Source organism: Micrococcus sp. NPDC078436, from assembly GCF_040702705.1.
GTDB lineage: Bacteria > Actinomycetota > Actinomycetes > Actinomycetales > Micrococcaceae > Micrococcus.
The window spans coordinates 48653-61614 of the sequence record NZ_JBFBLX010000014.1; the positions used below are offsets into that span (position 1 = coordinate 48653).

The following is a 12962-nucleotide window of genomic DNA, read 5'->3' on the forward strand; positions in this document are numbered from 1 at the left end:
ATCGGTCCTGGCGGGAGCACCCTGGCCCTCACCCTGCCTGCGGGAGGCGGGTGAGGCGGGCTGCTGCGGCGTCGTCGAGCCAGATCTCTCGGCCGCTCTGGATGGGTGCGATGACTTCATCACACCTGCCCCGCGCCTCACAGCCGGGCCGACCGGCGAGGACTCATCGCGGCCGCCAGGGCCGTGGGGGATCTCGGCGCCGCGCACACGTCGTCACAGGACCGCCCCCACCACGACGACGGCGACGCCCCCGCCCGGGTGCGTCGCCGTCGTCGTGCTGGGGTCACGGTGCCCGCCGACCCCGCCGCGCTCAGTCCTCCGGGACCTCGCCGGCGGAGGTGTACGCGACCGGGGCCGCGCCGTTGACCAGGCGGTCCCCGACCATCCGGACCTTGAACACGGCAGGATCGTGCGTGGCCAGGGTGCGGGCGTTGCGCCAGTGGCGGTCCAGCTGCAGCTCGGTGGAGGTTGCGGAGGCGCCGAGGGTGTCGAAGATCCGGGTGCAGACCTCGAGGACGAAGTCCGGCACCACGGCCTGAGCCCGGTAGGCCGCGTCCATCGCCTCGTCCCACAGGCGGGCGCTCACCTCGCCCTCGACGTCGTCCGGATGGGCCGCGTCCCACGCCGCGGCGGCGTCCATGGCCCTCCCGACCTCGCGCACGAGCAGCCGAGCCGCGCTCACCTGCCCGGCCATGCGCCCCACGATCTCGAGCAGCTGCGGATCCTGCTGCGGGCGGTCCGCCGTGCCGGTGTTGAACGTTCGGGTGCGGGCCTTCAGGAGGGCCACGCCCTCGTCGAGGGCCGCGCGGGCCACGCCCACCTGCAGGGCCAGCAGCGTGGCCTCCTCGAGCACCGGCACGGGCCCGTGCGAACGCGGCACCTCGAGCAGGTCCTCCGCGGCCGCGCCGTCGAGCACCACGGACCCGGTGGCGGTGAGCCGCTGGCCGAATCCGTCCCAGTCATCCTTGATGCGCACGCGCGGCTGGCGCACGCGCACCACCGCGATCGCCCGCTCCGGCTCGCGCACCGCGCCGCCGGCCCGCTTCGAGTTGCGTCGGGAGACGAGGTCGGCCCCGTCCACGCCCACCGTGACGATGGTCCACTGCGCGAACGCCGAGCCCGTGGCGTAGTACTTGTGGCCCGTGACCACCCACGTGCCGCCCTCGTCGCGGGCGGCACGCGCCGCCGCCCGGCCCGGCGCGGCCCCGGATCCGGCGCGCTCCGCGAGGGCGGAGCCGGCCCACTCCCCCGCGGCGGCGTGAGGCATCCAGGCCTTCCTCAGGCGCTGAGGCTGGTCGTCGACGGCGGCCACGAACACCAGGTGCGAACGCCACAGGTGTGCGGTGTTCACGTCCCGCGCGGCGAGGTCGGCCAGCAGGCGCAGCACCGTCTCGTGCCCGGCTCCGCGCCCGCCGAACTCGGCCGGGACGCTGACCTTCCCCAGCCCGGCCTCCTGGAGCCGCTGCTGCGCCACGAAGGGCAGGTGGCGCCCGGCCTCGCGGGCCCGCTCGCCCTGGGCGGCGGCGTGGAACACCTCGGCGAACTCGGCGGAGAGGGATGCGTGGTCGGCGGCGGGGCTCTGCATGGGCACCACTCTTCCAGAGCGCCCCGGGGGTGCCGGGCAGCCGGCGGCGCGGCAGGCGGCGGCCGGCCCTGCGTGACGCGGGGCGGGCGGGGCGGCCGCGGGGATTCGTACGCTCGAGGACCGAGCCCGGGCTCCTCCGAGACGCCCGCCGCTTGCGCTCGCCACACCCCCGACCGAACCGAGGTTCCCTCCCGTGACCGCGTCCGTCCCCGCAGCCTCCCCCGCCGATCCGGTGCGCCGCCCGAACGACGGCGTCCCCGCCGCCGCGCTCGCCACGCTGCCCGGCCCGCTGCCGCGGGAGGTCGTGGACGCCGCCGACCCGGACGTGCACCCGGGCCGTCCCGCCGGCCTCGCGCACGGGGGCCGCGGCGATGGCGAGCGCGTGCGCGAGGAGGAGCGGCTCGCCTTCTGGGAGGCCGTCGGACGGCGCCTCACGTGGGACCGTGACTTCACCCGCGTGCAGGACCTCGCCCCGTCCGATCCGGCGGCCGAGCGCGGCCCGGACATCCGCTGGTACGCGGACGGCGCCCTGAATGTGGCCGTCAACTGCGTGGACCGGCACGTGGACGCCGGCCGCGGGGAGAAGGTGGCCCTGTACTTCGAGGGCGAGCCGGGCGACCGCGAGGCCGTGACCTACGCGGACCTGCAGCGCCGTGTGGCCCGCGCGGCGAACGCGCTCGAGGAGCTGGGCATCACCGCCGGCGACCGCGTGGTCGTGTACCTGCCCGTGATCGTGGAGACGATCGTCATCGCCCTGGCGTGCGCGCGCATCGGCGCGGTGCACTCCCTCGTGTTCGGGGGCTTCTCCGCCGAGGCGCTGCGCTTCCGCGTGGAGGACACCGGCGCCAAGCTGCTCGTCACCACGGACGGCCAGCACCGCCGTGGGAAGGTGGTGCCCGTCAAGGAGAACGCAGACGCCGCCGTCGCCGGTCAGAACCAGGTCGAGCACGTGCTCGTGGTGGACCGCTGCGGCCTCACCGGACCGGGCGCGATCGCGTGGACGGACGGCCGGGACCTGTGGTGGCACGACGTCGTGGACCGCCAGCCGGCCACCCACGCCGCACGCGCCTTCGAGGCCGAGCACCCGCTGTTCATCATGTACACCTCGGGCACCACGGGGCAGCCCAAGGGTCTCGTGCACACCTCGGCGGGCTACCTCGCCGCGGCCTCGTGGACGCACGACTTCCTCTTCTCCCACCCGGACGTGTCCCGCCGGGGCGACGACGTGCACTGGTGCACCGCTGACCTCGCGTGGGTCACCGCCCACACCTACGAGATCTACGGACCGCTCTCCAACGGCGTCACGCAGGTGATCTACGAGGGCGTGCCCAATGCGCCACATCCGGGCCGTCACTTCGAGGTGATCGACCGCTACCGTGTGACCAGCTACTACACCGCGCCCACACTCATCCGCTCGCTCATGGGCTGGCACCCGGACGGGATCCCGGCGGAGGATGCCGGCGGCCCCTCGCTCGCGTCCATCCGCCTGATCGGCACCGTGGGCGAGGCCGTGAATCCCGAGGCGTGGGCGTGGGCCCGCACCCAGATCGGCCGGGCCGGGCTCGAGCGCACCGGCACCCCGGTGCCCATGGTGGACACGTGGTGGCAGTCCGAGACGGGCTCCACCGTCATCTCCCCCCGCCCCACGGACACCACGTTCAAGCCGGGCTGCGGTTCCCGCCCGCTGCCCGGCGTCGACGTGGCCGTGGTCGACGACGACGGCGCGCCCGTGTCCGCGCACCTGCAGGGCAAGATCGTGGTCACCCGGACCTCGCCGTCCATGGCGCGCACGGTGTGGGGCAACCCGGCACGGTACTTCCGCTCCTACTGGGCGGACTACGCGGAGCAGGGCTGGTTCCTCGCCGGGGACGGCGCCAAGACCGATGACGACGGCGACGTCTGGATCCTCGGGCGCATCGACGACGTCATCAACATCTCCGGGCACCGGCTGAGCACGATCGAGATCGAGTCGGCGCTCGTGGCGCACCCCCATGTGGTGGAGGCGGGCGTGTGCCCCGTGCCCGACGAGCGCACCGGTCACGCGGCGGTGGCCTTCGTCGTGCCGAGCCGGGAGTGGGCGACGGCGTTCGCGGACGGGGGCGAGGACGTCGCGACGAAGCGCGCCGAGGAGCTCCGCCGGCACGTCGGCCGGGTGATCGGCCCGGTGGCCAAGCCGGGCGAGGTGGTGTTCGTCCCGGATGTGCCGAAGACGCGCTCGGGCAAGATCATGCGGCGCCTCCTCTCGCAGCTGCACACCGGGGACCGCCTCGGGGACACCACGAGCCTGCAGAACGAGTGGTGCGTCGGGCAGATCGCGGAGGTGCTGGCCGCCCGCGCCTGACCGCCCCGCTCTCGCCGGCGAGGTCCGCGTTCGCGGACTGGATCTCGGAGGAGGGCGAGCCCGCGGGCCCGGCCGACTCGCGGATCGAGGATGACGACGTCAGCCTCTCACCCCCGTCCGGAACCGTCACGGGGCGGGGTCCCGCCCGCCCCCATAGACTGGCGGCCGTTCCCCGCTCGGTCCCGCCCCCTGAAAGGCCCCCGTGACCTCATCCCCCGACGCCGGCTCCCCGGGCCCCGCGCACGACGACGGCGAGCGCGCCCTCGTCGCCGACACCCTCGCCCCCGGCACCGGCCGACTCATCGGCCTGCTCGTCTCCGCCGCCTTCGTGGTGATCCTCAACGAGACGATCATGTCCGTGGCGCTGCCGCGCCTGATGGAGCAGTTCTCGGTCTCGGCCGCCTCGGCGCAGTGGCTCTCCACCGGCTTCATGCTGACGATGGCCGTGGTCATCCCCTTCACGGGGTGGCTGCTGAACCGGTTCACCCTCCGCACCGTGTTCATCATCGCCATGAGCGCGTTCACGCTCGGCACCGCTCTGGCGGGACTGGCGCCGACCTTCGGGATCCTGCTCGCCGGACGCGTGGTGCAGGCCGTCGGCACGGCCATCATGATGCCGCTGCTGATGACCACGGTGCTCAACGTGGTGCCGCTGGCCCGCCGCGGGCGCATCATGGGCGTCATCTCGATCGTCATCGCCGTGGCCCCGGCCACCGGCCCCACCGTGGGCGGAGTGATCCTCGAGCACTTCACGTGGCGCTGGCTGTTCTTCACCGTGCTGCCCATCGCCCTGTTCGCTCTGGCCGCCGGCGCCGCGTGGGTCCGCAACGTCACCGAGCCGCATCCTGTCCGCCTGGACGTGCCCTCCGGAGCGCTCTCCGCCGTCGGCTTCGCGGGCCTGGTCTTCGGCCTCTCCAGCATCGGCGAGGCCGCGGGCGGGCACGCGGCCGTCGCGCCGTGGATCCCGATCCTGGTGGGAGTGCTCGCCCTGGCGGCGTTCGCGGGCCGCCAGCTGCGGCTCAAGGACCGCGCGCTCCTGGACCTGCGCACGCTCGCCCGGCCCACGTTCACGGTGGCGCTGGGCGTGATGCTCGTGTCCATGATGGCCCTGTTCGGCACCATCATCCTGTTGCCCATCTACCTGCAGGAGGTGCTCGGCTGGAGCACCCAGCAGTCCGGCCTGGCTCTGCTGCCCGGCGGCGTCGTGATGGCGGTGCTCGGCTACGTGGTGGGAACCCTCTACGACCGCATCGGCCCGCGCCCGCTCGTCGTGCCGGGCTCGGTTCTCGGCGCCGCGGGACTGTGGGGCTACACCACGCTGAGCGAGGACTCGAGCGCCCTCATGGTGGTGGGCCTGCACGTGGCCATCTCGATCGGCCTCTCCCTGCTGTTCTCCCCGCTCATGACGACGGCGCTCAGCGCCCTGCCCCGGCCGCTGTACGCGCACGGCTCCGCCCTGATGTCCACGCTGCAGCAGGTGGCCGGCGCGGCGGGCACGGCGCTGTTCATCACGCTGCTCACGGTGGGCACGGCGTCGACGGCCGCGGCAGGCCTGCCGGCGCGGGCCGCCATGATGGACGGCGTGCACCTGGCGTTCCTCTCTGGCGCGGCGGTGTTCACGCTCAACGTGGTGGCGGTGTGGTTCGTGAAGCGCCCGGCGGCCGACGCGGCGTGAGCCCTGCCCCGGGTGACGAGCCCTGCGCTGTCGCCCTGGAGACCGCGCGACAGGCACAACGACGCAGGGTTCGTCGCATGGGCACGTCACCCCTCAGGGGAAGATCTGCCCCACCGGCGTCTGCTTCTCCGCCTGGAACGCGTCCTCGGCGCGGCCGAACGCCCAGTAGGCGCTGACGGACATGGACCGCCGGTCCACCCCGCGCTCGTCCGTGAGGTACGCCCGCGCGGCCTTCACCTGCTCGCGCTCCCCGTGCACGAACGCGTGCACCCGGCCCTCGCGCCACGGGAGCGCGCGCAGCTCGGCAGCCCAGCGCGTCGCCTCCGGGGTGAAGTCCCCGCCGCGGTGCAGCCAGCGCACCTCGACGCCGAGCGGTGCCTCGAGCGGCAGCTCGTCCTCCGCGCCGCCCACCTCGATCAGCGCGGTCCCGACGGCGTCCGGGGCCGTGCGCGCGAGGTCCTCCAGGGCGGCGGCGATCGCGGGCAGGGCGGAGTCGTCACCGACCAACAGGTGCCAGTCCGCCCCGGGATCGGGGCTGTAGCTGCCGCCGGGTCCCATGAACGCCACCGTGTCCCCCGGCTGTGCCGAGGCGGCCCACGGACCGGCGAGGCCGTCGTCGGGACCGGTGCCGTGCACCACGAAGTCCACGTCCACCGTGCCGGCCGCCGCGTCCACGGCGCGCACCGTGTAGGTGCGGCGGACGGGCATCTGCTCGGGCGTGAGGCGCTCGCGGAGGGCGTCCAGGTCGTAGGGCGGGGTGAGGCCGAGCACAGGGTCCGCGAACAGCAGCTTGATGTACTGATCCGCCGCACCCTTGGCGGCCCAGCGGGCGTGGAAGTCCGCGAACTGCTCGCCGCCGAGCGTCAGGCGGACCAGGTGCGGGCTGAGGCGCTCGGTGCGCTGGACCGTCAGCACGGTCTGGGGGCGGGCGGGGCGGCCGGGCTCTTCGGGGCGGGTCATGCCCTCACTCTCCCACGCCACGGCGCGACGAGTCCTGCGTTGTGGTGCCTGTTCCCGCGGGAACGGCAGCACAGCGCAGGGCTCGTTGAGGACGGGGAGGTCAGCCGCGGAACCCCGCGCCCCGGTGATCCTCCGGCAAGTGCGGCCCCGCGCCGGTGATGTTCTCGCGCAGCGTCCTCCCTGTCTCGGGCTCGCGCAGCGCGCCGCGGCGGCGCAGCTCCGGGCTCACGAGCGTGGTGAACCGCTCGAGGTCGGCCGGGCGCACGGCCGCGGAGATGTTGAAGCCGTCCACACCGGTCTCGGCCTGCCAGCGCTCGAGCTCGTCCGCCACGGTCGCCGGGGAGCCCACGATCACGGGGCCGCGCCCGCCGATCGCCACGAACTCGGCCACGTCCCGCAGCGTCCACAGCTTCCCCGAGGGGTCCGCGGTGAAGGCCGCGAGCGCGGAGCGATTCGCGTCCGTCACCACGTGCTCCAGCGGCGCGTCCGGGTCCAGGCCCGCGAAGTCCACGCCGGTCCATCCGCCAAACAGGGCGAGGGCACCCTCGACGTCCACGAAGTCCGCGTAGCCACGCAGCCGCTCCTCCGCCGCCTCGTCCGTCTCGGCGGCGACGACGGTCACCATCGCGAGCACACGGATCGCGTCCTCGGCGCGGCCGGCGTCGACGAGCCCCGCCCGCGTCTGCTCGACGAAGCGGCGGACGTGCGCCGCCGTCGGGCCGATGGCGAAGACGGCCTCGGCGTGCTCCTGCGCGAACCGCAGCCCCCGCGCGGAGGCGCCGGCCTGGAAGAGGAACGGGGTGCCCTGCGGACCGGGGTGGGTGAGCGCGGTGTCGGGGACGCGGAAGTGCGTGCCCGCCACGCCGGCCGGGTGCACGCGCTCCGGGTCCGCGAAGACGCCGGCGGCGGCGTCCTTGACCACGGCGCCCGGCTCCACCGATCCCTCGAAGAGGCGGTAGACGGCGTCGAGGTGCTCGTCGGCGCGGTCGTAGCGCTCGTCGTGCGGCAGCTGCCCGTCCAGCCCGAGGTTGCGGGCCGCGGAGTCCTGGTAGCTGGTCACGACGTTCCAGGCCACGCGGCCCTGCGTGAAGTGGTCGAGCGTCGCGAAGGTGCGGGCCAACTGGTACGGCTGCTCGTACGTGACGGACGCGGTCACGCCGAAGCCGAGGCGGTCGGTCACGGCGGCCATGGCGGGCACGGCCACGGTCGGCTCGAGCAGCGGCCACTGGACACCGCCGCGCACGGTGGCCTCGACCCCGCCGTCGTACACGTCGTACAGGCCCAGGACGTCCGCGAGGAACAGCGCGGTGAACCCGCCCTCCTCCACGGTGCGGGCGAGGTCGGTCCAGTAGGAGAGGCGGTCGAACTCGGCGATCCGCGAGTCCGGGTGCCGCCACAGCCCCGGGGACTGGTGCACGGGCGTCATCATCTCGAACGCGCTGAGCAGGAAGGGCTGGGCGCACTGCGCCTCGGGCTGCGGGGTCATCGGCTCTCCTGGACGGTCGGGACGGCGGGCGCCGATCCGGACGCCTCGCCGCGGCGCGCGGTCGGATCGGCGGCCTGGCTGGACGCCCACAGGGAGAGCCCGGCCAGGACCGTGAGGTACGCGGCGATCAGCCACGGGGTGCGCCCTCCGGCTTCGAAGAGCAGGGCCGCGACGAACGGGGCGATGCCGCCGCCGAGCACCGTGCCGATCTGGTAGCTGAGGTTCACGCCGGAGTAGCGCACCTGCACGGGGAACTGCTCGGCGAACCACGCCGCCTGCGGGCCGTACACGGAGTCGTGGGCCACGTTGATCACGAGCACGACGACGATCGGCAGCCACGCGATCAGCCCGGCCTCGGTCACGGCGAACACGGCCCACCCGGCGCCGGCGATGAGGGCGTAGCCGAGCTGGGACACCCGGCGCCGGCCCCACCGGTCGGAGAGCGCGGCCCACAGCGGGGTGCTCACGAGTCCGATCGCGGAGGCGACCATGATCGAGGTGAGGAGGATCCCGCTGTCATGCCCGCGCAGCACGAGGAAGCTCACGAGGTACACGGTGATCAGGTAGTACACCCCGTTCTGTCCCAGGCGCAGGCCGGCCGTGACGAGCACGGCCCGGCCGTGGTCCCGCAGCAGCTCGCGGACCGGGGAGGCGCTGAGCTCGCCGGCCGCGCGCCGCTCCTGGAACTCCGGCGCGTCCTGCACGCCGAGCCGGATCACCAGGGCGATCGCCACGAGCACGGCCGAGGCGAGGAAGGGGATGCGCCAGCCGTAGGCGGCGAACTGCTCCTCCGTGGTGAACAGGTGGACGATGCTGAACGCGGCCGTGGCCAGCAGCATGCCCGCCGAGGAGCCGATCTGCGTGAAGGAGCCGAAGAAGCCGCGGCGGTGCGCGGGGGCGTGCTCCACGGACATCAGCGCGGCCCCGCCCCACTCCATCCCGGCAGAGACGCCCTGCACGAGGCGCAGGAGGACGAGACCGGCGACGGCCCACCAGCCGGCCTGCGCGAAGGTGGGCAGCAGGCCGATGAGGAACGAGGAGACGCCCATGAGCAGGAGGGAGACCACGAGGAGGGCCTTGCGCCCCACGCGGTCCCCGAAGTGCCCGGCCACGACCCCGCCGAGCGGGCGCATCACCACGCCCACCGCGAGGGTGGCGAAGGAGGCGAGCGTGGCTCCGAGCTGCGTGGCGCCCGGGAAGAACTGCACGTTGAACACGAGGGCGGCGGCCAGGCCGTAGAGGTAGAAGTCGTACCACTCGATCGTGGTCCCCAGCAGCGAGGAGACGACGGCGCGCGTGCGATGGCGCCGGGCCGCGGGGTCCTCGGCGGGGGCGGCCGGGGAGGCGGGCGCGTTCCCGGTGCCGGGCCCCGACGACGGCGGGGTCGCCTCCGGAGCGTCCAGGACGGTGCTCATCGGGCGTCCCCCTCGGTGATGACGACGGCGGACGCCGCGGCGTCGGTCGGCCCTGAACCCGTCGCCGGCGCATCGCCGATCGCGGAGAGCCCCTCGGGCAGGGTGCCGTTGATCCAGTAGTCGCCCACGGCCCGGGCGCGGAAGGCGATGGGGTTGTGTGTGGCCACGGTCTGCGCGTTGCGCCAGTGGCGGTCCAGGCCCTTGGCGGTGGACGTGTCCGAGGCGCCGCCGGTGAGGAAGAGCTCCTGCGCGGCGCCGATCGCGAGCTCGGGCACGGTGATCTGCGCGTGCTCCACCGCGACCTCGGCGTTCGCGAACGCGAGCGGCGTCTCCCCCTCGTAGCCCCAGCGGTCGGCGCCGGTGGCCGCCCCGGCGGCGAGCGCGGCGTCGAGCGCCTCCGCCGCCGCCAGCACCGCGGCCTCCGCGGTGAACGCCTTCGCGGCGATCCGGCCCACGGCCTCCTGGATCAGCGGGTCCTCACGGAACGGCAGGCCCAGGCCCGTGTTGAAGGTGCGCACGCGCGCGGCCACGCGGGCGGCGGCGTCGCGGCGGGAGGCCCGGGCGATCCCGGCCAGCACCGCGAGCAGGATCAGCTGGAAGTACGCGGCCTCGAACACGGCCTCGGGGGTGCCGGGGATGCGCCGCAGCACGTCGCCCGCGGGGATCCTCACATCCTCGAACACCGCGGTGCCCGTGCCGGTGAGGCGCTGCCCGAAGCCGTCCCAATCGTCCTCGAGGGTGACGCCGGCGGCGTCCACGGGCACGACGGCGAAGCCGCGCCCGGCGTCCACGCTCCCGTCGGCGCGGCGCACGGAGGCGGAGACGCGGGTGTGCGAGGAGAAGATCGAGCCCGTGGCGTAGTACTTCGTGCCGGAGAGCGTCCACGCGGGCGCGGGGTCCGCCGCGCCGTCGTCGCCCGCCTCCGCCGCGTCCTCCGTGAGCACCGTGTTGAGCGTGCCGAGCGCGTTGCCGCCCTTCTCCGTGGAGGCGTTGCCCACCGTGGCGCCGGCGAGGACGCGCCCGTACCAGCGCGTGCGGACGTCCTCGGGCTGGAACCGCAGCGCGTCGAGGAAGCCCAGGTGTGAGCGGTAGAGGTGGGCCACGTTGGAGTCGGCCTCGGCGAGGTCCACGAGCAGGGCGATCGCGGTGCGCACGTCGACGCCGGGCCCGCCCGCCTCGGCCGGGACGCGCAGCACCGCGAAGCCGGCGGCGTGGAGCGCGCGGACCTCCTCGAAGGGCAGGATGCGCTCGTGATCGCGCTCGCGGGAGCCCTCCGCGATCTGCGCGAACAGCGGCGCGAAGTGGGCGCGCAGCCCGGCGAGGTCGCGGGGCAGGTCGGCCACGTCGACCTCGGGCGGGGTGAGGACGGAGGCCTCCGCGCGGGGCGGCTCGGGGCGGACGTCCTCCGCGCGGGCGGCGGTGAGGGTCTCGGTCATGGGGGTCCTTGTCAGCGGGGCGGTCAGCGGTGGTGTCCGGCACCGACGGCCGAGTGCGTGGTCTGCCGCCACGCTAGGAGCGCGCCCGCCCCCGGGCTGAACCGGGCCCCGGGCCGGAGTCACGACGGCGCTGCCGCACCGCCGAACGCGTCCGACCGCCCCTGGATGACCCGTACGCTGGCCGCGTGCCTCCCGTGCTGCTGGTCCTGCTCTCCGTGCTGTGCCAGCAGCTCGGCGCCTCCATCGCCGGCCTGCTGTTCGGTCAGGTCGGCGCCTCCGGGATGGTCGCCCTACGCCTCGTGTTCTCCGCCCTCCTGCTGCTGGCCTTCGCCCGCCCCGGGCGCCGCGCCCTGGCGAGCCTGACCGCGCAGGGATGGGCCGCCGTCGTCGGGCTGGGGCTGACCATGGCCGGGATGAACCTGCTCATCTACGAGGCGTTCGACCGGATCCCCCAGGGCGTGGCCGTCACGTTCGAGGTGCTCGGACCGCTCGCGCTGTCCGTCCTGGCGCGGCGGCGCTGGGACGCATGGGCCTGCGCCGGCGTCGCCCTTGCGGGCATCGTGCTGCTCGGCCGGGACGGGTTCAGCGCGGGCGCGGGCGCCGGGCTGGATCCCGTGGGCGTGGCGTGCGCCGTGGGCGCCGCCGCCTTGTGGGCGGGCTACATCCTGATGAGTCGGGCCGCGGGCGGGCATCTGCCCGGGGTGCAGGGGCTCGCGCTGGCCATGGTCGCGGGCTCCTTCCTCGCCCTGCCCATCGGCGCGACGACGGCGTGGCCCGCCCTGCTCGACCCCGTCGTGCTGGGCGTCGGGCTGGTGGTGGCGGTGCTGAGCTCCTCGCTGCCGTACGGGATCGAGATGCACGTGCTGCGCCGCATGCCCACCGCACTGTTCTCCCTCCTCACGTGCCTGTCCCCCGTGGCCGCCGCGCTCACCGCGTGGGCCGTGCGCGGGCAGGTGCTGGACGTGCCGGACGTGGCCGGGATGCTGCTCGTGGTCGCGGCGTGTGCGGCGGCGGTGTGGCTGGGGCGGGCGCCGGAGCGTCGCATGCGCCGGGCGACGGACCGCGGGGACCGGGCGGCGCGGGCCTGACGCCCACCGCCCTCAGCGCGTCCACAGGATTCTGTAGCCTGAACGCATGACCCCCGCCACACCCCCCGGCCCGGGCCGGCCCGACGACGACGTCCCCGCCGCCGAGCGGGAGGCCCTGCGCCGCGGGGCGTGGCGGCCCTGGCTGCCGTTCCTGCTGACCGCGGCGGTGTGCATCGGCATGCTCGGGTGGGTCACGGTCGCCCTGCCCGACCTCCCGGACCGGGTCCCGGTGCACTGGGGCATCGACGGCCGTCCCGACGACTGGGACGAGAAGTCCCTGGGCACCGTCGGCATGGGGCCGATCGTCGCCCTCGGCATGACCGTGCTCATGGCGCTCATGGCCGCCATCGTGCCGATGATGACGCCCCTGCCTCCGGACGCCTCCCCGTGGCGGCGCGTGCGGCAGGCCGGGGTGGACCGCGGCATGCGCACGGCCCTCGGGTGGATCGCCGCGTTGACCCTGCTCCCGATGCTCCCGTCGACGGTGGAGGTCCTCACCGCGGGCGCGTGGCGGATGCCCTGGTGGCTCATGCCGCTCAGCCTCACCCTCCTCATGGTCGGGGTGATGGTCGCGCTGAGCGCGGCGATCCGCGGCGGCACCCGCTGGTCGGACCGCGTCGCCCAGGACCTCGGCCACCGCCCCACCGCCGAGGAGGCCGCCGAGGAGGAGAAGTGGACCGCGGCGGGCCTGAAGCGCGACCCCGACGACCCCTCTGCCTTCCCGCCCAAGCGCGAGGGCTACGGCGTGGGCGCCACGGTGAACCTCGCCTCGCGCACGGGCCGCCTTCTCACCTACGGGTTCGTGGGCGTCTTCATCGTCGGTCTGCCCGCGGCCGTCTGGATCGCGGCGGCCCTGAACCGATGACCACGCGCCTGCTGCTCCTCGCCACGCTCCCCCTCCTCTCGGAACGAGGTGTCACGAAATGTGGGAATGCGGGCGCCATTCCAACGTTTCGTGACACCTCGTTCGCTGGGG

Annotated in this window: 9 protein-coding genes; 4 read left to right on the top strand and 5 right to left on the bottom strand. The window is 74.6% G+C overall.

Annotated features, from left to right (window positions below):
- Positions 1-310 precede the first annotated feature (310 nt).
- A complete protein-coding gene (locus AB0302_RS08835; RefSeq protein WP_298710501.1) occupies positions 311-1585 on the bottom strand; it encodes an acyl-CoA dehydrogenase family protein in 1275 nt (424 codons plus the stop codon).
- A gap of 382 nt (positions 1586-1967) precedes the next feature.
- Between AB0302_RS08835 and acs the strand changes: the two genes are divergently transcribed.
- Together acs and AB0302_RS08845 are read left to right on the top strand one after the other, a co-directional pair.
- Positions 1968-3926, top strand: coding sequence for an acetate--CoA ligase (acs, locus tag AB0302_RS08840; protein WP_366371480.1), 1959 nt, complete (start codon positions 1968-1970; stop codon positions 3924-3926).
- A 202-nt stretch (positions 3927-4128) separates the two neighbouring features.
- The gene (locus AB0302_RS08845) at positions 4129-5601 is read left to right on the top strand and encodes an MDR family MFS transporter (RefSeq protein WP_366371450.1); all 1473 of its coding nucleotides are present in this window, start codon (positions 4129-4131) and stop codon (positions 5599-5601) included.
- Positions 5602-5694: 93 nt separating this feature from the next.
- Here AB0302_RS08845 and AB0302_RS08850 read toward each other — a convergent pair whose 3' ends face one another.
- From AB0302_RS08850 to AB0302_RS08865, 4 genes are all read right to left on the bottom strand, one after another.
- Positions 5695-6561, bottom strand: coding sequence for a siderophore-interacting protein (locus tag AB0302_RS08850; RefSeq protein ID WP_366371452.1), 867 nt, complete (start codon positions 6559-6561; stop codon positions 5695-5697).
- Positions 6562-6661: 100 nt separating this feature from the next.
- Complete coding sequence (locus tag AB0302_RS08855) at positions 6662-8047, bottom strand: NtaA/DmoA family FMN-dependent monooxygenase (protein WP_366371454.1); 1386 nt, start codon at positions 8045-8047, stop codon at positions 6662-6664.
- A complete protein-coding gene (locus AB0302_RS08860) occupies positions 8044-9462 on the bottom strand; it encodes an MFS transporter (protein ID WP_366371456.1) in 1419 nt (472 codons plus the stop codon). Before AB0302_RS08860 ends, AB0302_RS08855 begins: the two co-directional genes overlap by 4 nt.
- Complete coding sequence (locus tag AB0302_RS08865; protein WP_366371458.1) at positions 9459-10898, bottom strand: acyl-CoA dehydrogenase family protein; 1440 nt, start codon at positions 10896-10898, stop codon at positions 9459-9461. The genes AB0302_RS08860 and AB0302_RS08865 overlap by 4 nt, the downstream gene beginning before the upstream one ends.
- Positions 10899-11083: 185 nt before the next feature.
- Here AB0302_RS08865 and AB0302_RS08870 point away from each other — a divergent pair, with 185 nt between their 5' ends.
- Positions 11084-11986, top strand: coding sequence for an EamA family transporter (locus tag AB0302_RS08870; protein ID WP_366371460.1), 903 nt, complete (start codon positions 11084-11086; stop codon positions 11984-11986).
- 46 nt (positions 11987-12032) lie between these two features.
- Entirely contained in the window at positions 12033-12851 is an 819-nt protein-coding gene (locus AB0302_RS08875; RefSeq protein ID WP_248116462.1) for a DUF1648 domain-containing protein, read from the top strand.
- Positions 12852-12962 lie beyond the last annotated feature (111 nt).